Genomic DNA, 25,460 nt, shown 5'->3' with positions numbered 1-25,460 from the left:
GGCGGCTACGGCTACACCCGCGACTACCCGGTCGAGCGCATGATGCGCGACGCGAAGATCACACAGATCTACGAGGGCACCAACCAGGTCCAGCGCATCGTCATAGCCCGCAACCTCCCTTAAGACCCAGAGGACTTCACCATGGAAACCATCTCCCGTCTCGGTGTCGTCGGTTGTGGCCTGATGGGCTCCGGTATCGCCGAAGTCGCCGCACGCGGTGGCCTCGACGTCCTTGTCGCGGAGACCACTCCTGAAGCCGCCGTCGCCGGCAGGCGCCGTATTACCGGCTCTCTCGACCGCGGAGTCCAGCGCGGAAAACTCACCGAGGAAACTCGTGACCTCGCCCTGGCCCGACTTTCCTTCACCCATGACCTCGGAGACATGGCGGACCGCCAGTTCGTCATCGAGGCGGTCGCCGAGAACCGGGACATCAAGACCAACGTCATCCGGACCCTGGACAAGGTCGTCGCCGATCCGGACGCCGTCCTGGCCACCAACACCTCCTCGCTGCCCATCGTCGATCTCTCGGTCGCCACCGAGCGCCCCGGGCAGGTCATCGGGATGCACTTCTTCAATCCCGTACCGGTGCAGCAACTGGTCGAGCTGATCCCCGCGCTCACCACGAGTGAGGACACCCTGGACCGGACGCGTCGATTCGCGACCGAGCAGCTCGGCAAGGTGACCATCCAGGCCCCCGACCGCTCGGGCTTCGTGGTCAACGCCCTGCTGGTGCCGTATCTGCTGGCCGCGGTACGGATGGTCGCGGCCGGTTCGGCGAGCGCCGAGGACATCGACCGTGGGATGGAACTCGGCTGCGCCCACCCCATGGGGCCGCTGCGGCTGCTCGACCTCGTAGGCCTCGACACCGTCGAGTCCATCGCCGACACCCTGTACGAGGAGTACAAGGAGCCGCTGTACGCACCTCCCGCGCTGTTGCGTCGGATGGTCGCCGCGGGGCACCTGGGACGCAAGAGCGGTCGCGGGTTCTACGGGTACGCGAGCTGATCCAGCGGTCACTGAAGTGCGGACAGCGCCTGCGTGGCCGTGTTCGCCATGCCGAGAGCGTTCGGGTGGATGGGCGCCGCGTCCTGGACGTCCTGGAGGCCCTCGACCCAGCGGGTGCCGGGCGCCTGGCAGAGATCGTGGCCGACGCTGGAGGTGTACGTGTCGACGAACTCGGCGTTGTTGGCGGCGGCTTGGGCGGAGAGCAGTTGGTTCAGCCGCTGTTCGATGCCGTTCAGGTACGGTATGTCGCCGGTCGCGACGGGAACGTCCACCGCGCACTTCGACTTGGCGTCGGGCAGCAGATCCGGGTAGCCGACGACGAGCACCCGTGCCTGCGGGGAGCGTTGGTGGATTCCTTGGATCACGGTTCCGACCTTCGGTGCCACCTCGTTGAGCTTTTGGAGGATCTGGTCGGTGCCGCCGTTGTTGTAGTTCTTCTCGCAGGGTGCGCCGGTGGGGTCGGAAAAGCTGAGCACGACGCAGGTGACGACAATTCCGGCGAAGCCGGCGTCATTCCCGCCGATGGTGAGTGTGACCAGTCCCGTATCGGACGTCAACGCGTCGAATTGTGGGGCGATGCCGAGCTGGCGGCCCGTCATGTCGTCCGTCACGGCACCGCTGCAGCTGACGTCCGTGAAGGCCGCGGGGGCGGCTTCCTGGGCCACCAGCGAAGGGTAGTTGTGGTCGGAACGGGCACAGACCCCCGAGTCGGAGACCGCCTCAGGGATGCCGGGGCCGGCGACGTAGGAATCACCCAGCGCGACGTAGTCGCCGACAGCCGGCGTGGCTGCCGCGGGCCCGGATGCGGCGACCGCGAGGGCCACGACAATTCCGGTGGCGGCAGCGGCCCGTAATCGTGAGGATGTTTTGAGGCGCACAATTCATCTCCTTTGATGAAGTTGTGCGGGATGTTGCTACCGCCCGGTAGCCATGTCAACGGCGGCGCCGGAATTATTGCTCCGCGCACAAAGGCGGCAGCCACATTTATGCGTCTGGTACCGCCGAGGCCGCATGGTGCGAGAACAGCCGCGCGACCTCGCGGCGGTCGATCTTCCCCGAGGCCGTCAGCGGCAGCTTGTCGTAGACGACCCACCGCTCGGGGACGGCGTAGTCGGGGAGCCGTTGTACGAGGTGGTCACGGGCCGCGTGCTCGTCGAACCCCGCGTCCGGGCGAGGCTCGACGGCCGCGGCCACGCGCTGCTGGAGAACCGGGTCCTCGATGCCGAACACCACGACCTGGCCGACGTCGGGTCGTTGAGCGATGCACGACTCGACGAAGGACGGCAGGATCTTCTCCCCGCCCCGGTTGATCACGTCGTCGACCCGCCCGGTGAGCCACAACAGGCCCTCGTCGTCGAGGTAACCGAGGTCGCCGGTACGGAGCCACTGTCCGTCAAACCGCTGCTCGGTCAGCTCGGGCCGCTGCCAGTAGCCGATCATCCGGGTGGGTCCCGCCACCCATACCTCGCCGGTCCGGCCCGCCGTCTGTTCGCGGCCTTGGTCGTCCACGACCTTGAGTTGTACGCGCGGCGCCGGCAGACCGACCGACTCGCCCTTGGCGGCGACGAGTTCATGCGGCAGGAAACTGACGATCGAGGTGAACTCACTCAGTCCGTAGGCATGGGTGAGCCTCAAGTGCGGCCACCGGTCGAGGAGTTCGTCGATCCATGCCGCGGGCATCGGGCTGCCGCCGAAGAAGAGCTTCGAGGCGGGGCCGTAGATGTGCTCGGCCTCCTCGGACATCATGAGCATGCGCAGGATGCTCGGGACCGCGGCGAGAAAGGCGACCGGCCGTTCCCGCAACTCGGCGATCGCGTCGGCCGTACGGTACTTCGTCAGCAGATGGGTTCGGCCGCCGACGACGAGCATGTGCCCGAACTGGTCGTTGAATCCTGTGTTGTGGAAGATCGGTACGAGGATCAGCGTGCTGTCGTCCTGGGTGCTGCCGTGGAACTCGGCGACCGCCAGGGCCCCCTTGAACAGGGCCTCATGGCTCAGCATCGCGCCCTTGGGGACGCCCGTGGTGCCGGAGGTGAAGCTGATGAGGGCGAGGTCGTCGGGGGTCGGCGCGTCCGGGAGGGCGAGGACGGTGGGGTCGGCGGTCTCGGCCGCCCACCGGAGCAGGTCGCCGAGGTCGATCATCTCGCGGCCCGGCCGCGCGCTGTCTCGCACGAGTTCGGCGGTGGAGGCGTCGTACAGGACGGCCTTCGCCTCGATCAGCTCGCACTGGTCGCTCAACTGCCCTGGATTGAGGCGGTTGTTGGCAGGGGCCACGACGACGCCCAGGCGCAGGCACGCGAGGTACGCCACGACCCAGGCCACGCTGTTCAGGCCGATGAGGACGACCCGGTCGCCCTTGCCCACGCCGCGCGCCGCCAGTGTTACGGCGACGCGGTCGACGCCGGTGTCCAGCTCGGCGTAGGTGAGCTGCTCGGCCCCATGGCGCAGGGCCACTCGGTCCGGACTCTCGCGCGCCCAGCTGCGCAAGGCCGCCGGCAGCGTCCGCACCGGCTCGCTCCGATTCTCTGTCTGCATGATGGCGGCAACCTTTGAACTAGGCCGCAGGCGCGGGCTGCACGCGCGTGATACGGGAGCCCTCGCCGGCGAGGGACACAAGGATGTCTTCGTACAGCGGCAGTGCGACGTCCCAGCGCAGTGCCTCGGGTCCCCAGGCGCCCGGCAGGGCACCGTGGTCCAGGAGCACCACCGCCGCCACGGCGGCGCCGAGTCCGGTGGTACGCGACATCGGGGCGTCGTCGGTGATCGCGAGGGAGCCGAGGACCTCCTGGCCCGCCAGAGCCTGGACGAGGACCGCCGAGGAGGCGCTCGGCTGCTTCTCGGGCTTGCGGTTGTAGCGGGCCCACATCAGCTTCCACAGGAACTCGGCCGGCTCCACCTGCGTACCGTCGATGTCCACCAGCACGTCGGTGTGGCCGAAGCCGATCCGGCCGAGCGTGGAGAAGGCGCCGTTGGCCCAGGCGGGCCGCAGCGTGCCCTTGCAACTCGCGTACGTCAGCTGCGGGTAGTGCCGGGACAGCGTGACCGGTTCGGGGTGGGCGGTGTCGTAGGCCTCGATGACACCGTGCGGCTCGGGGAACGCGTACGACGCGGCGGTCGACGGTACGAAGCCGGCCGACTGCTCCCACTTCCCGTCCCGATAGACCGGGCAGGTGCTCACGGCCATGTGAAGCATGTGCCGCAGCGGGGCGAGACCGCCCGGGTCGCTCTCGTGGACGAGCCAGACGACCTGGACGCCGTCCGCGGTGGGGTGGGCGTCCAGCAGGCGACTGGCCATCCAGTTGGAGACGCCGGGGGAGAGGCCCGCACCGGTGATGAGGGGCAGTCCCGCCCTCTTCGCCTCGTCGTCCAGGGCCAGGATGGCCTCGGTCCCCTCGACGTCGTCGCAGATGTCGACGTAGGCCGCACCGGCGGCCAGCGCGGCGCGCGCCACGGCGTCGGAACCGGCGAAGAAGGGGCCCGTGAGGTTGACGACGGCGTCGACTCCCGTCAGGTCCACCTCGCCCTTCGACACGTCGGCGATCCGCCCGGTCACCCGCTCCGGTGCCAGCGATTCCGCGTGCCTGACCGCTTCCTCGGAGCGGTCCAGGGCCAGGAACTGCGCGTCGGGGAGCCGGTCGAGCAGGATACCGAGGGCGCTGCGGCCCATCTGTCCCAGCCCGACCACCGCGACGGTGCGGGTCATGAGTGTCTCCTTCGATTTCGATGCAGTGGATGTCCGTGTCGGTGCGGCTGTGTGCTGGCTGCTCGTTACGCGAGAGCGCCGGGGGTGACGTAGTGCTGCATCGGTAGCGCCCGGTACCGGAGCGGGGGCAGCTGGTCCGGGGTCACGAAGCCGGCCGGGGCGTTGATGACGTCCGGGATGCGGTTCACCCACTGCGTACAGGTGGTCGTGTAGCTGGGGACCCGGCCGTTGTCGAGGTAGAGGTCGGGCTCGCCCTTGACGACCCACTTGTTCATGTCGCTCTCGCCCTCACCGAAGACGTAGCCCGACATCTCGAAGGTGAAGGTGGGCCCTTCGACGGTGGTCATCACATCGATGTCCGCATAACCGATCACCGTCCCCTTGGAGAGGGTGACGCCGATGCTGTTGGAGTACCGGTCCTCGTCCGCGACGACCGGGCTGATCTCGGTCTTCCACTCCTTGGGAGTCAGGCCGGTGGCCTGGGCCAGTGCCGAGAGCAGGTTGCCGCCGAAGGTCGGTGGGCGGTGCTCGGACGCGATGGACTCCTGGAACTGCTCCAGGGTCTCTCCGACGTGTTTGCTCTGGATGATGTCGGCGCCGTATTCGTCGGCGTTCCAGGTGGCCTTGCCGTATACGGAGTCCATGCGGTGCGCGGTGCCCAGGAGTGCGCTGACCTGGTGGAGCCAGAAGGAGTCCTGGTGGCCGGAGCCGGTGATCGTCACACCGTTCCGCTTGGCCAGCGCGTCCAGTTCGGCGGCGATGCCGGGGGAGGAGGACCAGGGATAGAAGGATTCCTCGGAGATCGTCACCACGTTCGCGCCGCTGCGGACGCACAGCGCCAGCTGGTCCTTGATCTCCGGCAGGAAGCTCTGCGTCGCGTGCAGGACGACATCCGGCCTGCGGGTGGCCAGCACCTGTTCGGCATCCGCCTCGATCGGGACGTTGAGCCGGCCGATTCCGGCGAACTCCCCGAGGTCGCGGCCGACCTTGCTGGGATTCCGCGCGATGGCGCCGACGATCTCGACACCCTTTTCGGTCATGAGCCTGGTGGCCAGGGCACCCATGGCGCCGGCGCCGTACACGACTGCTCGAATTCTCCGCATGCCGAACTCCTCGGGAGTGCCTGGAATTTCAGGGGGAAATCAATGGGAATTCAAGGCGCGAGACGCACGAGCATCTTCCCGAGGTTGGCACCCCGGAAGACATCGAGAAGTGCGTCCACGGCATGATCGAGACCGTCCACATAGGTCTCCTGATACGTCAGCCGGCCGTTCGCCAGCCATTCGGTGGCCCGTGCCTGGAATTCACCGGCCAGGTCGTCGTTGTCGTACACGATGAATCCCTGGAGCTTCAGCCGTCGCACGATGGCGAGTCCCAGATTGCGCGGCCCGTGGATCGCGCTGTCGTCGTTGTACGACGCGATGGAGCCGCACAGGGCGAGCCGGCCGAAGTCCCGCATGTGGGTCAGCGCGCCTTCCAGGTGCTCGCCGCCGACGTTGTCGAAGTAGACGTCGATGCCGTCCGGGGCGTGCTGGGCGAGTTGTTCGGCGACGGGTCCGTCGTGGTAGTCGAAGGCGGCGTCGAAGCCGAGTTCGTCGAGGAGGTAGCGGACCTTCTCCGGTGAGCCGGCCGAGCCGATCACCCTGACGGCACCGAGGTTCTGGGCGATCTGGCCGACCGCGCTGCCCACCGCGCCCGCGGCTCCGGAGACGAAGACGATGTCGCCCGGCTCCAGTTCGGCGATGCGCACCAGGCCCGTGTACGCGGTGAGGCCGGTCATGCCCAGCAGACCGAGGTAGGCCGAAGCGGGCGCCAGGCGGGTGTCGATCGGCGTGGCCTGTGCGGCGTCGACCACGGCGTGCTCGCGCCAGCCGTAGTCGTGGACGACCATGTCGCCGACTGCGAACGCGTCGTCGGAGGACTTCATCACCTCGCCGACGGCCCCGCCTTCGAGGGGCGCGTCGACCGCGAAGGGTGGGATGTAGGACTTGCCTGCGTTCATCCGGCCCCGCATGTACGGGTCGACCGACATGACGGTGTTGCGGACGAGGAGCTGCCCGGGGCCGGGCTCCGGCAGTTCGGTCTCGACCAGGCGGAAGTTGTCGTGGGTGGGCCAGCCGACCGGCCGGGAGGCCAGTTGGATCTCACGGGTCCCGAATGTCATCCGGCCCTCCCGAGGACCTCGTGGGTGGCGGCCAGCGACCTGTCACCGAGCCCGGCGGCCTGTGCCGCCCGGAGGTTCGCCAGGAATCCGGCGGTGATGTGCGCGGGCTGTCCGATCGCACGGGCGGTGTCGGTGATCAGGGCCATCGCCGCCTCGTAGGTGTGGATGGTGGCCTGATCGGTCTCGTAGGCACCGGACATGATCTGCCCCGCGCCCTCCGGGATCTCCGCGCGGAGCAGATCGAGGAACCGCAGGGCATGGACGGCGAGCCGGTCCGCCGGAACCCCGTGGTGGGAGGCGTAGGCGCTCGCCTCGTAGAAGGCACCGAGGGCGGTGCAGAAGAAACTGCCCGTGGCGGCGGTGTCGATGACATTCGCCTCGTGGATGGCCTCCGAGGTGTGGACCGTTCCCGAACCCATCGCGGCGAGGACGTCGCGGTACCTGTGCCAGGCGGCCTCGGGGCCGGAGACCAGGATGTCCGCCGTAGTGCCGACGTCCTTGGGGTACGCCAGAACCGCTCCGTCCAGGTAGGTCATGCCCGTGGACGCGAAGGTCTTCTCCATGTCCGCCGCTGCGATGGCGTCCCCGGTGGTGAGATTGACGAACACCGTCCCGGCGGCTGCGCACCCCGGGGCTATCGACGTCACGGCTTCCTCGACCGCCCGGTAGTCGGACAGCACGGCGACCGTCACTTCTCCCCAGGCCACGGCCTCGCTGGGTGACCATGCCGTACGGGCCCCGGATTCCGCGAGTGGCACGCACTTGGCCGGGGTGCGGTTCCACGCGGCCACGTCGTGTCCGGCGTCGATGAAGGCCTTCGCCACCGCCGATCCCATGAGGCCCATGCCGAGGACGCTCACCCGCGTCGCTGTCACAGCGCGATCCAGGTCGTCTTGAGCGCCGTGAACTTCTCCAGCCCGTGCACGCTCTTGTCCGCGCCGTGGCCGGACAGCTTGCGTCCGCCGAACGGGACCGAATAGTCGCCCTCCTCAAAGCAGTTGACCCAGACCAGACCGGCCTCGATGGCCCGCGACATCCGGTGGGCGCGGCTCAGGTCGCCGGTCCACACCGACGAACCCAGGCCGTAGTCGGAGTTGTTGGCGATCGCGATGGCCTCGGCCTCGTCGGAGAAGGTGAGGACGGAGAGGACAGGACCGAAGATCTCGTGCTGGGCGAGCCGGTCGTCGGGCCGGACGTCGACGAACACCGCCGGTTCGACGTACCAGCCGGGCTGGTCGAGCGGCTGGTCGGAGCCGAGGACGAGCTTGGCGGAGGTCTCCGAGCCCTTGGTGATCTCGGCCAGTACCTCGTCGCGGTGGCGCCTGCTCGCCAGCGGGCCGAACTGCGTGTTCGGGTCCAGCGGGTCGCCGATGCACAGGGCAGCGAGGTGCTCGACGACACCCGCGACGACCTCGTCCCGTACCGACTCGTGGACGATCAGCCGGGACCCGGCCGTACACATCTGACCGGAGTTGAAGGCGATCGCCCAGGCGGCCGTCCTGATCGCCTCGGCCATGTCGGGGGCGTCCGGGAAGATGATGTTCGGCGACTTGCCGCCGAGCTCCAGCCAGACCGGCTTGGCGTTGGACTCGCCCGCGTAGGTGAGGAGTTGCTTGCCCACGTCGGTGGAACCGGTGAAGGTCAGGGTGGCGATGTCCGGGTGTCGGCCGAGGGCGGCGCCGGTGACCGGGCCGCTGCCGGTGACGACCTGGAGCACTCCGGCAGGAACGCCCGCCTGGTGGGCGAGTTCCGCCGAGCGCAGCATCGACAGGGGCGACTGGCTGGCCGGCTTCAGTACGACGCTGTTCCCGGCGATCAGGGCGGCGGGCACCTTGAACGTCGACAGGGTCATGGGGAAGTTCCACGGGGTGATGGCCGCGATCACCCCGAGGGGTTCGCGGGTCACCAGCGCCAGAGAGTTCTCCCGGCCGCGCGGCGACTCGTCCATGACCTTGTCGGCGAGTTCCCCGTACCAGCGGATGAGGCCGATGACAGTGCGCATCTCGACGGCCCAGGCGTCGGTGACCGGCTTGCCCATCTCCAGTGCTATGAGGAGCGCGAGTTCGTCGCGGTGCTCCTCCAGCAGGTCTGCCCAGCGGATCAACACCTCGCCCCGCTCACGGGGTTGGAGGCGTGACCAGCGTCCGCTGAGGAAGGCCTGGTGTGCGCTTTTGACGACGGCGTCGATGTCGGCCTCGTCGGCGGCGGGGAGATGGGCGACGACCTGGCCGTCACGTGGCGAGACGAGCGGAGAGGTCGCCCCGGTACGGGCGCCCGCCCAGTCGCCGTCGACCCACATGCCCTGGGGCAGGGTCGTCGACTTGAGGAGGCCGAGCCAGTCGTCCTTCGTGGTGAGGGCGGGCTTGCGTGGGGTGCTCATGGGTATCGCGTTCCTCTCGACGATCAGGCGATCAGGTGGTCAACTGGCCGCGGACAGACCGGCGGTGCGGTGCCGCGTGCCGGATGCGGCGGCCGTCAGCCAGCCGAAGGCGGGGTCCGTGGTCGCCTGCCATTCGGGATGCCACTGGACGCCCAGGACGGGCCGACCCGGCAGCTCGATGGACTCCGCGACACCGTCGGACGCCCGTCCCGAGACGACCAGCCCGCCGCCGAGGGCGTCCACCGCCTGGTGGTGCCAGGAGTTGACCTGCGCGCTCTCGCCGTACACCGACGCGGCCAGCGAGCCGGGGGCGAACGTCACCACGTGGTCGGACTCACCGTCGGTCAGGGCCCCGTTCGGCGAGTAGTGCTCCACCGCGCTCGGCGGCAGGTCGGGTACGAGCCGTCCGCCGAGCGCCACATTGAGCAGTTGATGCCCCCGGCAGACCGCGAGCACGGGCACACCGCGGTCGATCGCGGCGCGGATCAGCGCCACCTCGTACGCGTCGCGCTCGACGTCATGGGCCATGGTGGCGAACCGCGGGTCGGCGTCGGCCGGCACCGCGCTCTCGTCCCCGCCCCAGCGACCGGGATGGACGTCCTGACCACCGGTGATGACCAGACCGTCAAGACGCTCCACCGCCTCCGCCGTCCCCGCCTCGAACGGCAGATGTACGGGGATGCCGCCGGCGTCGGCGACACCGCGCGCGTAGTCGGAGAAGAACGAGTCGTAGTGACGCCCGGCGAACCTCTTGTCCATGCCGTGGACCAGGCTCGCGCTCAGCCGGCGCCCGGTGATTCCCACCAGCGGTCGCATCAGCTCTCCCCGATGTCGGCGACCACCCGGGTCGCGCTGCCCGAACTCAGCGTCGCGAAGCCGCTGTTGATGTCGCGCAGGGGGACGCGCTCGGAGACCATCTCGTCGAGCAGCAGACGCCCCTGCAGATAGAGGTCGACGTACCGGGGCACGTCCACCTTGAACTGGTTGGACCCCATGAAGGAGCCCTGCAGCCGCTTCTCCTGGAGATAGAGCTCCGAGCCCTTGATGGCGATGGGCACGGTGTCCGGCACCATCCCCACGACCGTGGCGAGGCCGCCGGGTCCGATCATCGAGAACGCCTGCCCCGCCGTGACACTGTTTCCTACGGCCTCGAAGCTGAAGTCGGCGCCGCCGCGAGTGAGTTCGCGCACTGCCTCGACCGGATCCACGTCCCGCGCGTTCACGGTGTGGGTCGCGCCGAACCGCGCTGCGGCCTTCAGCTTCTCCGGGACGATGTCCACGGCGATGACCTGGGCGGCGCCGGCGATCTTCGCGCCCTGGATGGCGGCCATGCCGATGCCACCGGTGCCGATGACCGCGACGCTGGTTCCCGGCCGGACCCGCGCGCTGCGGAAGACCGCGCCGAGTCCGGTCGTCACCGCGCAGCCCAGAATGCTCGCGGTGGCCAGGGGCATGTCCCGGGGGATGGCCACGAGGGCGTTCTGGTGGACGACCATCGCCTGGGCGAAGGCCCCGATGCCCGCTGTCGGACGGACCGGGTGGCCCGCGGCGTTGAGCAGGCGTGGCCGGGGCCGGTCGTGCGACAGCCCGTTGCGGTTCTCGCACAGCGTCAACTGGCCGTTGGTGCAGTACCGGCACCGTCCGCAGAACACGGACAGGCAGGTCACCACGTGGTCGCCCGTACGCAACCCGATGACGTTGGAACCGGTGGCTTCCACGACCCCGGAGGCCTCGTGGCCCAGGAGGATCGGCGGCTCCGTCTCGAACGTTCCGTCGATCTCGTGCAGATCCGAGTGACACAGACCCGCGTTGACCACTCGCACCAGCACCTCATCGGGTCCGGGGGTGTCCAGCTGGAGCTTCTCGATCTCCAGCGCGCCGGGCGCGGTGTTGAGGACCGCCGCCTCGATCGTCGCCCCCATCACGGCAGCTCGAAATAGCGGTTGGACTCCCACTCGCTGAGGCCCGTGTCGGGGTCCCCGCCCGTGGTGTGGAACTGCAGCCATTCCCACTGCCTCGTGCCGAGCCAGTAGTCCACGAGTTCCTGGCCCAGCACACCGGTCAGGAGCGTGTCGGCCCGCAGCGCCTCGGCGGCCTTGCTGATGGTGTTCGGGATCTTCGGCATCCCCGGTGGGAGGCACCACGCCATGTCGTCGAACGGCTCGGGCGGCTCGATCTTGCCGTCGAGCCCGGCCACTCCGCCGGCCAGCACAGCGGCCAGCACCAGATAGATGTTCGCGTCGGCGCCGGGGGTCCGGTACTCCAGGCGCGAGTACTTCGGGTGGCCCACGACGGCGCGTACCGCCGTGCTCTTGTTGGCCACGCCCCAGGCGACCGTCGTCGGCGGTCCTTCCAGTTCCTGTAGGCGGCGGTACGACGTGATCGCGGGGAGCGCGAACGAGGTCGCCGGCGCCAGGGTGGCCATGACACCGCCCAGGAAGTGGGTCATGACCTGCGAGGGGCCGAACTCGTCGTAGAAGACGTTCTCGCCGTCCCGCTCCAGTGACACGTTGATGTGCGAGGCCTGCCCGTACTCGTCGCACCACTTCGCCATGAACGTCACACAGCGGCCCTGTTCGAAGGCGACCTCCCGCATGACCTGACGGGTACGAGCCCAGTAGTCCGCGGCTGTCACCGGGTCGGCCGGCGCGACGTTGAACTCGATCTGCCCAGAGGCGGCTTCGTCGCCCCAGGCCTCCCACGGGATGTGCAGTTCCTCCAGCCGGCGGGCGACCGCCAGCATGTAGTCCTCCCAGTCCTTGGACTTGGCGAGGTGGTAGGCCGAACCGGCGTTCCCTCCCAGCGGGGTGAGGTCGCGGTAGCCCTTGATCCGGGCCTCCTGGATCGACTCCTCGAAGACGGAGGCCTCGATCTCCACGGCGACTTTCGCGTCGTAGCCCCGATCGGCGAGCAGCCTGGTCATCCGTTGCAGGGCGTTGCGCGGACACGCCGAGACCGGATCGCCGTCCGGGTCCCAGAATCCGCCGATGACCGAGGCCCTGCCCGGTGACCACTCGACGAGTGTCGACAGGTCGGCGTGCAGGAAGATGTCGGCGAGGTCGCCCCGCCAGGAGGGCATGGCGAACCCGAACTGCGGCGCGTTGCCCAGGTCGAGCCCGAACGCCACGTCGGCGAAGGCGAATCCGGACTTGAGCCCGGACGTGAACTTCCGCGGCGAGACGTTCTTGCCGATGAACGCGCCTTCGAGGTTCGTCCCCTCGATCCGGACGCTCTCGATGCGGTGTTCCGCGAGCCAGCTGTCGATGTTCTCAGGCATGGAACCTCACCTTCAGCGAAGCGCCCGCCATGACGGACAGCTGGGTCATGGTGCCGCGGACGGCCAGTGAGCCCGTGTAGACCTCGTCGAGGAACACGTCGGTCCCCGACAGCACACGGGCGAGCTTCTCGGCCTCGCCGCAAAGGACGTAGCGCGGCAGACCGCCGCCGAGGACCAGCTCTTCCTCCTCGCATACGACGACCAATTCGCGTGGCATTCCGGGGTCCAGGGAGGTCATCTCCCAGAACCGCGAAGCCGCGTCGCGCCAGTGCGGCAGGGGCGGTCGCAGGACGCGCAGGACGTCGGACACAAACGGTGCGTCCGGCTCGGCACCGTCGACCGACTCGACGGCGAAACGGTCGGCCAGGTCCACGGTGAGGACGAGGTGCGCATCGGACGCGATGCCATGACTGACCCTCACCCGGTCCTCGTCGAACCGGATCGTGACCGACTGTGGGTCGTCCTTCGACCTGATGACGACCGTCTCCCGGAGGGACGCCAGCAGACCACGGGACTCCGGGTCGCGCGTGCCGGCCCGCAGTGTGCGGCCGACCGTCAGCACGAGAGGAGTCGGATCGTCCTCCAGTACCACCGATACAGCAGGGTCGGTCATGGCCGACTCTCCAATCGTGTCGCTCTCTTGGTGCCTGTTGCCGGCGAGAGGAGTCAGAACTTGAGGTAGTCGGCCAGCTCGGTGTAGTCGACCTGCCACAGGCCCGGGGAGCCGGTGGGGTACTGGGAGCGGAAGCCGATGAGGCGCTGCACGTGCTCGGGCAGCGACGCGGCGAGCTCGCGGTCGACGATGAAGGGGTAGGCCTCTTCGGGGGTGAGGAATCCGGGCTGGAGGGCGAAGGCGACACCACGCCGGTAACAGTCGGTGGTGCGGTTGGCGCCGCCGCCGTGGGCGACCTTGCCGTTGATGAACAGGACGTCACCGGCCTGCATCTCGGCCGGGATGGTCATCTCGGGGGTGCCGCGGTCCTCGTAGTCGGGCCAGTGGTTGCTGCCGGGGATGACGCGGGTGGCGCCGTTCTCCTCGGTGAAGTCGGTCAGCGCGATCAGGAAGTTGATCATGACCATGGGGCCGGCCGGACCCATCCCGACGAACGGGTAGTTGTTCTCCAGGTCCCGGTGGAGCGGCTGCGCCTTGTTCCCGGGGCCGATCTCGATGACCTGGGCCGTCGTCATCCAGTACGAGCCGGACTCCTCGTTGAAGATGGCATCGGAGAGGGGCTTGACCAGCTCGTGGTCGATGATCTCCTCGCGGAACGTCTTGCTCAGGGTGACGAGATTGGTCAGCCGCTTGGTGTTCGTCCCGTGGAAGTCGGCGATGCCTTCCATGTCGTTCTTCGTGCCAGGGTTCAGCGCCCGCATCGCGGGCTCGACCTCGGCGTTGAACCGGCTGACCTGGTCGGGGGTGAGGAAGTGCTTGATGATCACGCCGCCGTCGTCAGCCACGATCGCGAGGATTTCCTCGATCGGGGTGCTGTTCGGCACCGATCGCAGTGTGACGTTCGTGGTGGTAGCACTCATCGCTGATCATCCCTTTTCGCACCGAGGTGGGTGTGTGTTCGACGGGTGTGACATGGGGGTGCGGACCCCTGCTGACCAGGCATCGCCGCTCTGCCGCGACGGATCCGGAAGCCTCCGCCGACGGCTTCTGATCAATTGACCAGATCGTATGACCAGAATGATTCACGGCCTTGGGTGTGTCAATGGCCCGCTGCGATTCGCCGAAGCCGGTCCGCATGGGAGGTGAAGTCCGCGGGTCCCGGTGGAGGTTTCGGGTGCGTTACGGGATCAATGCGGGCAGTGGCGCCCTGACGTCATTCGGTGTGCGCGGACAAGAACTGACGGATCGTCAAACTCTCTCCACGGGAGGCGACTTCCCCTCCGCCGTCACGGTCTCGGGGGGTCTCGCCCACGTCATGAACGCGGGCGGCGCGGGCTGCTGGTCGCCGGGGCCGCCAAGTCCACCGTCAGCGGCTACCGCCAGGACGCGCACGGCCGACTCGCCCTGGTCAACGAGGCGGGCATCGCCACCGCACCGTCCGGTAATTCCCAGGGCGTCATCGACCTCGCCGTCGCGGCCTCCGGCATGGAGGGCATCGTCGCGGTGTGATGAAGCGGCCTCCGCAGCGGGACGTTCCGGGCACGCTACGCGCGTGCCCGGGACGTCGTGTTTGGGGCAGACGGGCTCTCGCAGGGGGCCCGGAGGGTGTCTCATGTGGGCCTGGTGGGGTGGTCGGTCACGCGGTGAGTTCCTTGCGGATACGGTCGCGCGTGAACGCCGAGGACTCGTGGAGAGTCACCCGGGACCGACGGGGCGACGACTGCTGCGTCGAAGGGTTCGACGACCGGATCCCCCCCCCATGATCTGAGTTCCGCTATTGGTCCCGACCCATCATCACGACCGCGATGACGGCGTCCACGGAGTACGGATTGCGCCAGTTGTGCGGAGTGCCCAACTGGGTGAACGCCTGCCCCGCCGACAATTCCGCGGATGTCCCGTCCTCCATCTCCAGCACGATCCGTCCGGAGAGGACGAGCCCGACGTCGAGAGAGGACGTCTGGTGGAACTCCGCGGGCGGCGGAGTGCCGGGGGTCTCAGGGGGCACGGTCACCGACCAGAACCGCACTCCGCCCGCCTCGGGGAAGAACGGCGACTCCACCGCGTCGTCCCCTGATTTCGCCGCATCGCCGCCCGGCAGCACTCCGTCGGCCTCCCACAGCCGGCTGAGGCCGCGCCCGTCCGGGACGGTGTTGACGGGCACGACGTTGTCCCGGGCGATCGTCGAGAGGCCCGTCTCGGTCACCCCGGTCTCGACCACTCGGTAGCCACTCGTCAGCGGCGTTTCATCCTGCTGTGCACGAGTCGGTGCGGATCCGGTCATCTGGTGCCTCCATGGTGGGTCAGGGCGCCGGTGCGGCGCACGATCGAGGACTGGCCTGCACCAGGCAGAACAGTGTGACCTCGATACATACGATTAGTATGTAGCGCCACGGTAGGCCAGTATGGGAGGGCCTACAAAACACACATCCGTGTCCGCTACCGAAGGGGAATGTCCGCAATGGAAGCTGCCGCAGTCCAGAGGGAAGCAGCCGCGCTCCCGGGGCCCTGCTCCCGTATCCCGGTCGAGGACGCGGACTTCGTCCGCCAGATCATGGATCGGGTCGGGGACAAGTGGACGTTGATGGTGATCGCGACTTTGCAGGACGGCGTGATGCGCTACACCGAGCTGCTGAACGCCATCCCCGGCATCTCCCAGCGCATGCTCTCGCGCACCCTGGCCCAGCTCCACCATGACGGCCTGATCACCAGGACCGCCTACGCCGAGGTGCCGCCACAGGTGGAATACGCCCTCGCCCCGCTGGGCGCCAGCCTCAAGGACATCGTGGCCTCCCTGATCAACTGGGCGATCACCCACCACGACGAGATTCGCCGGCACCGGGCGCTCGTCGGGACAGCCGACACGGGTCGTGCGGGTTAAAGGAGTTGGTCGCCCAGAACCGAGAGGAACTGGAGTCTGTCGTAGCTCTCGCTGCCGGGGCTGCCGGGGCTGCCGGGGCTGCCGGGGCTGCCGGGGCTGCCGGGGCTGGCGGTGAAGACGGTGAGGACCTGGGACTGGTCGGGATCTATCAGGCTCTGTCCGTGCAGCTCCATGAGACCGACTCGGGGATGCTCGATCAGCTTGGGCGCACAGTACGGGCCGATGACGGGGTGCCGGCGCCAGATGTCGGCGAACTCCTCGCTCCTCTTGAGCAGTGCCTCGACGAGGCCGGTGACGCGGGGGTCGTCGGGATGGCGGGTGTGCGCCGCGAGGAGTTGGGCGGTGACGGTCCGGCCGTGTTGGGCATGGTCGTCGGCAGGGAAGAGCTGCCGTTCGGTGGGGTCGGTGAACCAGCGGAAGGCCAACGAGCGGGCCATGCCGGTGTGTCGGGTCTGGTCGCCGATCAGGAGGGTGGAGAGGCGGTTCTGCGCGAGTGTCTCTCCCAGATGGTTGATGATCTGGGCCGGACTGTCGTCCATGCGCTGGAAGATGCGCTGCATTCCGGGGTTGATGTGGTCGGTGCGCGAGACACGCTTGGGAGTGTCGTAGCCGCCCAGCCGGAAGAGGTGGTCGCGTTCGTCCAGCGACAGGCGCAAACCCTGTGCGAGAGCGGCGAGCATCTGTTCGGAGGGACGGGGGCCGCGCTGCTGCTCGATCCGGCTGTAGTAGTCGGTCGACACGCTGCTGAGGGCGGCGACCTCCTCGCGGCGCAGACCCCCGGTACGGCGGCGACGGGTGCGCGGCAGGCCGACGTCCTCGGGTTGCAGCGCCTCGCGCCGGGTGCGCAGGAAGTCGGCAAGCTCGGCGCGGTCCATACGCCTGCTCCTCTCACTTCACTCATCGGTGACGCCCAGGTCAGAAGTGCTCCCACCACCCAGTTTCACAGATCGGGCAGGGCCACCGAAGAGCTCAGCCAGGGTCGGTGGATCCGTGGACAAACGGCCACCAGCCGTACCCAATATGACCTGGATCACGGGACAGTCTGTCCCTGGATGCGATCTTCGGCGCTTGTGACGCTGGGCTGCATGAACGCCAACAGCGAACTCGGCTTCCCCGCCCCCGCCCACTGGATCGACGGCAAGGCGGTCCCCTTCGACGGGCCTGTGATCGAGGTGGTCAACCCGGCCACCGAGACCGTCATCGCCACGGTCCCCGACGGCACGGCCGACGACGTGGATCGCGCCGTGGCGGCGGCCACCGCCGCGTTCCCGGCCTGGGCAGCGACCGACCCGGCGGAGCGTGCCGCCGTCGTCCGGCGCATCGCGGCGGGGCTTCAGGCGCGCTCCGAGGAGATCGCCGCCACGATCAGCGCCGAGATGGGCGCCCCGATCTCGTTCGCCCGCATGGGCCAGGCGGCCCTGCCGGTGATGGCCGCCGAGGCCACCGTCTCCGTCGCGGCGGACTTCCCCTGGACCGAGGAGATCGCGAACTCGCTGGTCGTACAGGAGCCGGTCGGTGTGGTCGGCGCGATCACTCCCTGGAACTTCCCCCTGCAGCAGGTCGTCACCAAGGTGGTTCCGGCGCTTCTGGCGGGCAACGCCGTGGTGCTCAAGCCGTCGGAGGTCGCCCCGCTGGCCGCCCGGATCCTCGCGGAGGTCACCGCCGAGGCCGGTCTGCCCGCCGGGGTGTTCAACGTCGTGCACGGCACCGGTCCGGTCGTCGGTGAGGCGATCGCCGGGCACCCGGGAATCGACATGGTGTCCTTCACCGGCTCCACCCGTGCCGGCAAGCGCGTCTGGGCGCTCGCCTCGGCGACCGTCAAGCGGGTCGCCCTGGAGCTGGGCGGCAAGTCCGCGAACATCATCCTGCGGGACGCCGACCTGAAGGACGCGGTCACCCGCGGCCTGTCGAGCGCCTGGATCAACAGCGGCCAGGTCTGCGGCGCGTACACCCGCATGCTGGTCCCCGCCGAACTGCACGACCAGGTGGTCGACCTGCTCCGCGAGGCGGCCGTCGAGTACACGGTGGGCGACCCGACCGACGAGAGCACCCGGCTCGGCCCGCTCGCTTCCGAGGCCCAGCGCGCCCGCGTCGCCACCTACATCGAACGCGGTGTCGCCGACGGTGCCACGGTCGTAGTCGGCGGCCCCGGTCGGCCCGAGGGACTGGAGACCGGCGCCTACGTCCGACCCACCGTCTTCGCCGACGTCGACCCCGACTCGGTCATCGCCCGCGAGGAGATCTTCGGCCCCGTGCTGGCGGTCATCCCCTACACCGACGACGACCACGCCGTACAGATCGCCAACAGCACGGTCTACGGCCTCAACGGTGCCGTCTTCGGCGAGGCCGAGCACGCTCTGGCCATCGCGAAGCGGATGCGTACGGGACAGGTCGACGTCAACGGTCCTCAGATGAACCTGCTCGCCCCGTTCGGCGGCTACAAGCAGTCCGGCAACGGCCGGGAGATGGGCCGCTTCGGCCTGGAGGAGTTCCTGGAGACCAAGGCCATCCAGCGCTGACCATCCCCACCGCGACGAGGTACGTGATGAGTGAGAACACTCTGGCGACCCGGCTGGCAGCATGGGTCACCGCCCTGGAGTACGACCAACTGCCGCCCCGCGCGGTCGAGATGGCGAAACTGCTGATCCTCGACCAGCTGGGTCTGCAGGTCCGCGGCGCGACCCTGTCCAACGTCCAGCCCGAGCTGCGGCTCGTCGAAGCGATGACGGCCATGCCGGAGAGCACGATGGTGCTCTCCGGCGCCCGGACGGTCGCCCCGTACGCCGCCTTCGCCAACGGAACCCTGGGCGCCGCCTTCGAGTTCGACGACGTCCACATGTGCGCCGCGCACATCGGCTCGGCCGTGGTCCCGACCGCTCTGGCGTTCGGCGAGAGCACCGGTGCCCACGGTCGTGAGGTGCTCACGGCCGTGGTCGCCGGGGCGCAGGTGATGTCGCTGCTGGGCGCCACCACCGTGCGGGACATGGTCCGCGCGGGCTGGCACGGCTCCAAGATCCTGGGCACCTTCGGCGCCGCGGCGACCGCGGGCCGGTTGCTCGGCCTCACCCCGGGTCGGCTCACCGACGCCCTAGGGATCGCGGGCAGTGACGCGGGCGGCACCATGGAGTACGAACGGAGCGGCGGCGAGGTCAAGCGGATGCACTCCGGATCCGCCGTCCGCAGCGGATCCCAGGCCGCGCTGCTCGCCCAGGACGGACTCCGTCAGGCATCGACCGGCTCTGGGACCACTTCCACATCGTCGACACGATCTTCCGGCTGTATCCCACGATCGGCTCCGCCGGACCGGCCATCGAGGCCGTCGCTCATCTCCTGGCCCACGACCACCTGTCGGGGCGCGACATCGGGGAGATCAAGGAGATCCGGCTCGCTCTTCCCGCGATCGCGGTCGGGCACGGGGCGGCGGTCACCCGGCCGACGGACATGGCCTCGGCACAGTTCAGTACGGCGTTCAGCGTGGCGCTGCGGCTGGTCCGGGGCCACAACCGTCCCGAGGACTACATGGATCCCGCCCTGTGGACCGACCCCGATCTGTTGTCCGTCGTCGACAAAGTGGTGCCGTACGCGATGGAGTTCCCGCCGGACGCGCCCTTCTTGAGCTGCCGGGTCGACATCGCCCTCGCCGACGGCCGTGTCGTGTCCTGTCCCACACCCAGTGGGGCGTACGGGGACACCCCGCGCACCCCGACACCGAAGACACCGACATCGAGACCAAGTTCCTCGACAACGTCGACGGCATCATCAGCGGCCCCGCCGCGCGAAAGATCATCGAGCAGATCGACGGTCTCGAACGCCTCGACGACGTGGCCGAGTTGATGAGCCTCACCGTACGGAGAGAGAAATGACTCGACTGCGAGACCCCGACGCGAACGAGATCCCCGAGGATGTCGCCCGGTTCCTGGCCGACTTCCCGCCGGACCCGATGTTCAAGATGGTGGACGACGCGACCCGCGAACTGATCAAGAACCGGGATCATACGAATCCGGCACTGTCGAAGCATGACCGCGCGGTGATCCAGTTCGCCGCCGAGGTCGTCGCGGGACCCCGGGTGTCCGATGAAGTATTCGCCGCGGCAGGCGAGTTCCTCTGCGCGCGCGAGCTCGTCGAGCTGCTGCATCTCTGCGGCTACTACTGGACCTTCAGCCGTCTCTGCACCGTCCTGGACGTGCAACTCACGCAGATGTACGCGCAGTTGCAAGGAACGGACGGCTGGACGAGCGAGCCCTGAGCGCGGTCTCGCCCGGGGCGTGAGTCAGCCGGGGAGGAGATGTGCGACGTGCAGCGCGGCCAGGACGTAGCCGTGTGTGCCGGCGCCGACGATCAGGGCGTCGGCGACCGCCGAGATGTAGGAGTGGTGCCTGAACTCCTCGCGCTTGTGCACGTTGGTGATGTGGAGTTCGACGGTCGGCAGGGCGACGGCGGCGATCGCGTCGCGGAGTGCGACGGAGGTGTGCGTGAACGCGGCGGGGTTGATGACGATCGCGCCGCATTCTGTGCGCGCGGCATGAATCGCGTCGACCAGCACGCCTTCGTGGTTGCTCTGGACGAAGCGCGCGGTCAGGCCGTGTGCGGACAGCGTCTTGGCCACGGTCTCCTCGACCTCGCGCAGCGTGGTGGAACCGTACTTGTCGGGCTCCCGCACGCCTAGCAGATTGAGGTTGGGGCCGTTGAGGAACAGGACGGTCCGTCCGGGGTCGTTCTCGGTGATGGCGTCGAGCATGTGCGGTTCCTTCATCGGTACGGGTGTGTGGGTCGGGTGGGCAGGGGTGCTTCTCGTACCCGCGCCGACTGGGCCGGCGCTTGCACGCTGTCCCGTTCCCCCGTCATGCTTCGTCGATGTGTCCCGCTGAACGGAACGTTCCTGACTCCGGTGTCGCCCGCGTCGCCGCCGTGCTCGGGGCCTTCGACGCGCTCCACGCCGAACTTCGGGTGTCGGAGATCGCCCGCCGGGCCGGGCTGGCGAAGTCCACGACCTCCCGCCTGGTGCGCGACCTCGTCGACTACGGGTTCCTGGAGCGCGACGAGAACGACGGCACGCTCCTGCACATGGGAACCCGCCTGTTCGAGTACGGCGAGCTGGCCTCCCGGCACCGCAATCTGCGCGCGATCGCCCTGCCGTACATGGCGGACCTGCGCGAGGCGACCCGGCAGACCGTGCATCTGGCCGTGCTGGACGGCACCGAGGTGGTCTACGTCGAGATCCTGCGGAGCAAGGACGCTCCGAGAATGGGGTCGCGGGTGGGCGGCCGGCTGCCCGCGCACGCCGCGGCTGTGGGCAAGGTACTGCTCGCCTTCGGTGACGCGGAGGCCGTCGACGCGGTCTGCGCTCGTGGGCTCGCACCGGTGGGCCCGCGCACCATCACCACGCCCGGCCTGTTCCTGCGTGAGCTGGAACGGATCCGGGGCGCGGGAGTCGCGTACGAGAACGAGGAGACCGGCCCCGGAGTGGGGTGTGTCGCGACCGTGATCCTCGGGGCCGACGGCCGGCCCGTCGCGGCGATGTCCATCTCGGGCTGGATCGGGAGGCTGAACCTGCGCCGGGTGGGCACTGCCGTGCGCACGACGGGGCTGGCCGTAAGCCGTGAGCTGCGGGGCCCGAGCCCCTCCATGGGCGAGAGCTGAGCAGGCTCCCATGGGGTGTCCGCTGATGACGTTCCCTTCGTAGCGTCCGGTCTGTGGGGTGTCACGTCACGGGAGGACCATCCTCCCGTGACGAGGAGCAGGCAAGCTCGATGATCCGCTGAGCGGAACAAGGTCGAGGCCAAGGAAATCGATCATGTTCCGCTCAGCGGATCACTTGGGTTGCCGGGTGGGACCTGGCGCAACATGCTGCGAGGAGATCGACCGTCACCCGAGGAAAGAGCCGCAGATGGACAGAGCCACGCACGACGTGGTCGCGAAGGAACTGCTCGCCGCGCGGCGCACCCGCGAGCCGATCGACCCGTTCAGCCAGACCCACCCCGGGCTGACGGTCGATGACGCCTACGCGATCCAGCTCGAGCAGGTCCGCACCTGGACCGAGGACGGGCAGCGTGTCCAGGGCCACAAGGTCGGGCTCACCTCGGCGGTCATGCAGCGCCAACTCGGCGTCGACCAGCCCGACTACGGGCATCTGATGGAGTCCATGTTCCATCTGGAGGGCCTGCCGATCGGACTCGACGAGTTCATCAGCCCGAAGGTCGAACCGGAGATCGCCTTCGTGCTCAAGCGGCCGCTGACCGGGCCGGGCGTGAACGCCGCGCAGGCGCTGTCGGCGGTCGACTACGTCCTGCCCGCCCTGGAGATCATCGACTCCCGCATCCGGGACTGGAAGATCGGCCTGATCGACACGGTCGCGGACAACGCGTCGGCGGGCGGCGTGGTGCTCGGCAGCCGCCCCACCCCCGTCGACGCGGTCGACCTGCGGCTGTCCGGCTGCGTACTGACCCGGCGTGGCGAGATCGTCGGCACCGGAGCGGGCGGTGCCGTGCTCGGCTCGCCCCTCAACGCCCTGGTGTGGCTGGCCAACACGGTGGGCAGGCTCGGCGTCACCCTTGAACCCGGCCATGTCATCCTGCCCGGCTCCGTCTGCGCCGCCGTGCCGGTGGCCGCCGGGGACTCCGTCACCGCGACCTTCGGCGGGTTGGGCACCGTCTCCGCCCGGTTCGCCCGCGTACAGGGAACAGGGGAGGACTCATGACCGCCACCGCCGCCATCGTCGGGCCGGGCAACATCGGCACCGACCTGATGGTCAAGCTGCTGCGCAACGAGCACATCGACGTCCGGTACATGGTCGGGGTCGACCCCGCCTCCGACGGCCTGGCCCGCGCCGAGAAGCTCGGCGTCGAAGCCAGCGCCGGAGGTGTGGACTGGCTGCTCGACCGGCCGGAGCTGCCCGATCTGGTCTTCGAGGCCACCTCCGCCAAGGCGCATCTGGCCAACGCCGCCCGCTACGCCGAGGCCGGGATCACCGCCATCGACCTGACCCCCGCCGCGGCCGGTCCCTTCGTCTGCCCGGTGGTCAACCTCACCGAGCACGAGGCCGCACCGAACGTCAACATGATCACCTGCGGCGGGCAGGCCACCATCCCGATCGTGGCAGCCGTCTCCCGGGTCGTGCCCGTGCCGTACGCCGAGATCGTCGCCTCGATCGCCTCCCGCTCGGCCGGCCCCGGCACCCGCGCCAACATCGACGAGTTCACCGAGACCACCTCCCACGCGATCGAGACCGTCGGCGGTGCCGGACGCGGCAAGGCGATCATCATCCTCAATCCGGTCGATCCCCCGATGATCATGCGTGACACGGTGTACTGCGCGATCCCCGCCGACGCCGACCGCGACGCCATCACCGAGTCCATCCACCGGATGGTCGAGGAGGTACGGGTCTACGTACCCGGCTACCAGATGCGCTCCGAGCCGCAGTTCGACGACCCGCACCCCGGATGGAAGGGGCAGGCCCGGGTCGCGGTCTTCCTCGAAGTCCGTGGCAACGGCGACTACCTGCCGCCTTGGGCAGGCAACCTCGACATCATGACCGCCGCCGCCGTCCGCGTCGGCGAACTCATCAGCCAGCGGCAGGAGGCGGTGTCCCGATGACCGCGGACACGACCACGGAACCCCGACCGGCCGTACGCGTCACCGACACCACGCTGCGCGACGGAAGTCACGCGATAGCCCATCAGTTCACCGTCGACCAGGTACGGGCGGTGACCCGCGCGCTGGACGACGCGGGCGTCACCGTCATCGAGGTCACACACGGCGACGGTCTCGCCGGGTCCTCCTTCAACTACGGCTTCTCGCACACCGACGAGATCGAACTCGTCAAGGCGGCCGTGGACGAAGCACGCCAGGCCCGCATCGCCGTCCTGTTGCTGCCCGGCCTCGGCACCGTCGAGGACCTGCACCGCGCCCACGACGCGGGCGCCGGCATCGTACGGGTGGCGACCCACTGCACCGAGGCGGACGTCTCCGTCCAGCACTTCGGGGCCGCGCGCGAACTGGGCATGGAGACCGTCGGGTTCCTGATGCTCTCGCACCGGGTCGGTCCCGAGGCGCTGGCGAAGCAGGCCAGGATCATGGCCGACGCCGGATGCCAGTGCGTGTACGTCGTCGACTCCGCGGGCTGGCTGCTGCCCACCGACGTCACCGACCGCGTGTCGGCGCTGGCAGCCGAGCTCGGCGGCGATGCCCAGATCGGGTTCCACGGCCACCAGAACCTCTCGCTCGGCGTCGCGAACTCGATCGCCGCGTACGAGGCGGGCGCCCTCCAGATCGACGGCAGCCTGTGCGCGCTGGGCGCCGGTGCCGGCAACTCGCCGACCGAGCTGCTGGCCACCGTCTTCGAACGGATGCGGGTCCCCACCGGCCTGGACGTGGACGGCGTACTGCGCGCCGCGCACGAAGTGCTGACCCCGCTGATTCCCCGGCTGCCCATCGCCGACCGCCCGGCCATCGAACAGGGCAGGCACGGCGTCTACTCCTCGTTCCTGCTGCACGCGCAGCGCGCCGCCGAGCGTTACGGTGTGCCCGCCCACGCCATCCTGCGCGCGGTCGGCGAGGCCGGATACGTCGGCGGCCAGGAAGACATGATCATCGACGTGGCGATCGACCTTTCGACCCGCGCCACGACAACGGCCAAGGCCCCGGAAGGCGTACCCGCATGAGCGACTGGACCATCGACCGTGCCGTCACGGAGCTGCTCGGCCGCGAGAGCGACCGCAGGGACGGCGGCAAGATCACCGACGACTGGCCCGGCCTCGACCTGCCGACCGCCTACCAGGTGCAGGACGCGCTGCTGCGACGCAAGGTCGACTCCGGTGAGAAGACCGTCGGCGTCAAGCTCGGCCTCACCTCGCGCGCCAAGCAGCAGCGGATGGGTATCGACTCCCCGCTCACCGCCTGGCTCACCGACGCGATGGTGCTCCCCGAAGGCGTACCGATCCCGATGGGCGAACTCATCCACCCGCGCGTCGAGCCCGAGATCGTCTTCGTCATGGGGGAGCGGCTGGAGGGCCCCGGGGCGACCGCCGCGACCGCACTCGCCGCCGTCCGCAGCGTGCACGCGGGCTTCGAGGTCATCGACAGCCGCTACACCGACTTCAAGTTCACCCTCCCCGACGTGGTCGCCGACAACGCCTCCTCGTCACGCTTCGTCGTCAGCGGCACCGGCCTGCCGCCCGAGGGTCTCGACCTCGCGCTGGAGGGCTGCCTGCTCGGCATCGACGGCGAGATCACCGACTCCGCGACCGGCGCCGCCGTACAGGGCCACCCCGCCGAAGCGCTCGCGCTGGCGGCGAATTCCCTCGGCGCGCGCGGCATCGCCATCGAGGCCGGCTGGATCGTGCTCACCGGCGGCCTCACCGACGCGGTCTTCGTCGAGCCCGGACGGGAGATCAGCGCCGAGTTCACCCACCTCGGAACCCTGCGGGTGGTCGGGGCCTGAC

Annotated in this window: 26 protein-coding genes and 1 pseudogene; 12 read left to right on the top strand and 15 right to left on the bottom strand. The window is 69.0% G+C overall.

Annotation, left to right across the window (positions count from 1 at the left end):
• Window positions 1-123: acyl-CoA dehydrogenase family protein (locus ACWDR4_RS31250; RefSeq protein ID WP_450413465.1), on the top strand; the 123-nt coding region annotated here is incomplete at its 5' end.
• An 18-nt stretch (window positions 124-141) separates the two neighbouring features.
• Entirely contained in the window at window positions 142-1,005 is an 864-nt protein-coding gene (locus ACWDR4_RS31245) for a 3-hydroxybutyryl-CoA dehydrogenase (RefSeq protein WP_450413461.1), read from the top strand.
• Between the two features lie 8 nt (window positions 1,006-1,013).
• Here the strand turns inward: ACWDR4_RS31245 and ACWDR4_RS31240 are convergent, their stop codons facing one another.
• The 13 genes from ACWDR4_RS31240 to ACWDR4_RS31180 all read right to left on the bottom strand — a co-directional run bounded on the left by ACWDR4_RS31240 (window position 1,014) and on the right by ACWDR4_RS31180 (window position 15,423).
• On the bottom strand, window positions 1,014-1,883 hold the full coding sequence (locus ACWDR4_RS31240) for an SGNH/GDSL hydrolase family protein (RefSeq protein ID WP_450413460.1): 870 nt from the start codon (window positions 1,881-1,883) through the stop codon (window positions 1,014-1,016).
• A 106-nt stretch (window positions 1,884-1,989) separates the two neighbouring features.
• On the bottom strand, window positions 1,990-3,540 hold the full coding sequence (locus ACWDR4_RS31235) for a class I adenylate-forming enzyme family protein (protein ID WP_450413459.1): 1,551 nt from the start codon (window positions 3,538-3,540) through the stop codon (window positions 1,990-1,992).
• A 19-nt stretch (window positions 3,541-3,559) separates the two neighbouring features.
• Window positions 3,560-4,708 (bottom strand): saccharopine dehydrogenase family protein, encoded by a 1,149-nt coding sequence (locus ACWDR4_RS31230; RefSeq protein ID WP_450413458.1) that lies wholly within the window; start codon window positions 4,706-4,708, stop codon window positions 3,560-3,562.
• A 65-nt stretch (window positions 4,709-4,773) separates the two neighbouring features.
• Complete coding sequence (locus ACWDR4_RS31225; RefSeq protein WP_450413457.1) at window positions 4,774-5,811, bottom strand: NAD(P)H-dependent amine dehydrogenase family protein; 1,038 nt, start codon at window positions 5,809-5,811, stop codon at window positions 4,774-4,776.
• 50 nt (window positions 5,812-5,861) lie between these two features.
• Complete coding sequence (locus ACWDR4_RS31220) at window positions 5,862-6,872, bottom strand: NADP-dependent oxidoreductase (protein ID WP_450413456.1); 1,011 nt, start codon at window positions 6,870-6,872, stop codon at window positions 5,862-5,864.
• Complete coding sequence (locus ACWDR4_RS31215; RefSeq protein WP_450413464.1) at window positions 6,869-7,759, bottom strand: NAD(P)-dependent oxidoreductase; 891 nt, start codon at window positions 7,757-7,759, stop codon at window positions 6,869-6,871. The genes ACWDR4_RS31220 and ACWDR4_RS31215 overlap by 4 nt, the downstream gene beginning before the upstream one ends.
• A complete protein-coding gene (locus ACWDR4_RS31210; RefSeq protein ID WP_450413455.1) occupies window positions 7,744-9,252 on the bottom strand; it encodes an aldehyde dehydrogenase family protein in 1,509 nt (502 codons plus the stop codon). The genes ACWDR4_RS31215 and ACWDR4_RS31210 overlap by 16 nt, the downstream gene beginning before the upstream one ends.
• 39 nt (window positions 9,253-9,291) lie before the next feature.
• A complete protein-coding gene (locus tag ACWDR4_RS31205) occupies window positions 9,292-10,068 on the bottom strand; it encodes a gamma-glutamyl-gamma-aminobutyrate hydrolase family protein (RefSeq protein WP_450413454.1) in 777 nt (258 codons plus the stop codon).
• On the bottom strand, window positions 10,068-11,174 hold the full coding sequence (locus tag ACWDR4_RS31200) for a Zn-dependent alcohol dehydrogenase (RefSeq protein ID WP_450413453.1): 1,107 nt from the start codon (window positions 11,172-11,174) through the stop codon (window positions 10,068-10,070). The genes ACWDR4_RS31205 and ACWDR4_RS31200 overlap by 1 nt, the downstream gene beginning before the upstream one ends.
• Window positions 11,174-12,529 carry a glutamine synthetase family protein gene (locus tag ACWDR4_RS31195; RefSeq protein ID WP_450413452.1) on the bottom strand — a complete coding sequence of 452 codons (1,356 nt, stop codon included), beginning with the start codon at window positions 12,527-12,529 and terminating at the stop codon, window positions 11,174-11,176. Before ACWDR4_RS31195 ends, ACWDR4_RS31200 begins: the two co-directional genes overlap by 1 nt.
• Window positions 12,522-13,142, bottom strand: a complete 621-nt coding sequence (locus ACWDR4_RS31190) for an SCP2 sterol-binding domain-containing protein (protein WP_450413451.1) — start codon at window positions 13,140-13,142, stop codon at window positions 12,522-12,524. The genes ACWDR4_RS31195 and ACWDR4_RS31190 overlap by 8 nt, the downstream gene beginning before the upstream one ends.
• A gap of 53 nt (window positions 13,143-13,195) precedes the next feature.
• Window positions 13,196-14,026, bottom strand: coding sequence for a phytanoyl-CoA dioxygenase family protein (locus ACWDR4_RS31185; protein ID WP_450413450.1), 831 nt, complete (start codon window positions 14,024-14,026; stop codon window positions 13,196-13,198).
• An 890-nt stretch (window positions 14,027-14,916) separates the two neighbouring features.
• Window positions 14,917-15,423: a cupin domain-containing protein gene (locus ACWDR4_RS31180; RefSeq protein ID WP_450413449.1), complete on the bottom strand. Its 507-nt coding sequence runs from the start codon at window positions 15,421-15,423 to the stop codon at window positions 14,917-14,919.
• A gap of 168 nt (window positions 15,424-15,591) precedes the next feature.
• Between ACWDR4_RS31180 and ACWDR4_RS31175 the strand changes: the two genes are divergently transcribed.
• Window positions 15,592-16,020 carry a winged helix-turn-helix transcriptional regulator gene (locus ACWDR4_RS31175; protein ID WP_450413448.1) on the top strand — a complete coding sequence of 143 codons (429 nt, stop codon included), beginning with the start codon at window positions 15,592-15,594 and terminating at the stop codon, window positions 16,018-16,020.
• Here ACWDR4_RS31175 and ACWDR4_RS31170 read toward each other — a convergent pair.
• Window positions 16,017-16,895 carry a helix-turn-helix transcriptional regulator gene (locus ACWDR4_RS31170; RefSeq protein ID WP_450413447.1) on the bottom strand — a complete coding sequence of 293 codons (879 nt, stop codon included), beginning with the start codon at window positions 16,893-16,895 and terminating at the stop codon, window positions 16,017-16,019. The genes ACWDR4_RS31175 and ACWDR4_RS31170 overlap by 4 nt on opposite strands.
• 210 nt (window positions 16,896-17,105) lie before the next feature.
• Between ACWDR4_RS31170 and ACWDR4_RS31165 the strand changes: the two genes are divergently transcribed.
• The 4 genes and pseudogenes from ACWDR4_RS31165 to ACWDR4_RS31150 all read left to right on the top strand — a co-directional run bounded on the left by ACWDR4_RS31165 (window position 17,106) and on the right by ACWDR4_RS31150 (window position 20,266).
• Window positions 17,106-18,539, top strand: a complete 1,434-nt coding sequence (locus ACWDR4_RS31165; RefSeq protein ID WP_450413446.1) for an aldehyde dehydrogenase family protein — start codon at window positions 17,106-17,108, stop codon at window positions 18,537-18,539.
• A gap of 26 nt (window positions 18,540-18,565) precedes the next feature.
• A pseudogene (locus ACWDR4_RS31160) lies at window positions 18,566-19,228 on the top strand (MmgE/PrpD family protein); the annotation flags it as partial.
• Complete coding sequence (locus ACWDR4_RS31155) at window positions 19,189-19,854, top strand: hypothetical protein (protein ID WP_450413463.1); 666 nt, start codon at window positions 19,189-19,191, stop codon at window positions 19,852-19,854. The pseudogene ACWDR4_RS31160 and the gene ACWDR4_RS31155, both read left to right, overlap by 40 nt.
• Before the next feature lie 25 nt (window positions 19,855-19,879).
• The gene (locus ACWDR4_RS31150; RefSeq protein ID WP_450413445.1) at window positions 19,880-20,266 is read left to right on the top strand and encodes a hypothetical protein; all 387 of its coding nucleotides are present in this window, start codon (window positions 19,880-19,882) and stop codon (window positions 20,264-20,266) included.
• Window positions 20,267-20,290: 24 nt separating this feature from the next.
• Here the strand turns inward: ACWDR4_RS31150 and aroQ are convergent, their stop codons facing one another.
• Window positions 20,291-20,773 carry a type II 3-dehydroquinate dehydratase gene (gene aroQ, locus ACWDR4_RS31145; protein ID WP_450413444.1) on the bottom strand — a complete coding sequence of 161 codons (483 nt, stop codon included), beginning with the start codon at window positions 20,771-20,773 and terminating at the stop codon, window positions 20,291-20,293.
• A gap of 101 nt (window positions 20,774-20,874) precedes the next feature.
• Here aroQ and ACWDR4_RS31140 point away from each other — a divergent pair, with 101 nt between their 5' ends.
• The 5 genes from ACWDR4_RS31140 to ACWDR4_RS31120 all read left to right on the top strand — a co-directional run bounded on the left by ACWDR4_RS31140 (window position 20,875) and on the right by ACWDR4_RS31120 (window position 25,459).
• A complete protein-coding gene (locus ACWDR4_RS31140; protein WP_450413443.1) occupies window positions 20,875-21,660 on the top strand; it encodes an IclR family transcriptional regulator in 786 nt (261 codons plus the stop codon).
• 247 nt (window positions 21,661-21,907) lie between these two features.
• Complete coding sequence (locus ACWDR4_RS31135) at window positions 21,908-22,717, top strand: 2-keto-4-pentenoate hydratase (protein WP_450413442.1); 810 nt, start codon at window positions 21,908-21,910, stop codon at window positions 22,715-22,717.
• On the top strand, window positions 22,714-23,613 hold the full coding sequence (locus ACWDR4_RS31130; protein ID WP_450413441.1) for an acetaldehyde dehydrogenase (acetylating): 900 nt from the start codon (window positions 22,714-22,716) through the stop codon (window positions 23,611-23,613). Before ACWDR4_RS31135 ends, ACWDR4_RS31130 begins: the two co-directional genes overlap by 4 nt.
• Window positions 23,610-24,680, top strand: a complete 1,071-nt coding sequence (gene dmpG, locus ACWDR4_RS31125) for a 4-hydroxy-2-oxovalerate aldolase (protein WP_450413440.1) — start codon at window positions 23,610-23,612, stop codon at window positions 24,678-24,680. Before ACWDR4_RS31130 ends, dmpG begins: the two co-directional genes overlap by 4 nt.
• Window positions 24,677-25,459 (top strand): 2-keto-4-pentenoate hydratase, encoded by a 783-nt coding sequence (locus ACWDR4_RS31120; RefSeq protein ID WP_450413439.1) that lies wholly within the window; start codon window positions 24,677-24,679, stop codon window positions 25,457-25,459. Before dmpG ends, ACWDR4_RS31120 begins: the two co-directional genes overlap by 4 nt.
• The last annotated feature ends 1 nt before the right edge of the window (window position 25,460 follow it).

It is taken from the genome of Streptomyces sp. NPDC000878, assembly GCF_053599695.1.
Note: the sequence above shows the minus strand (reverse complement) of the source record. Positions and strands in the feature narration are given on the sequence as shown.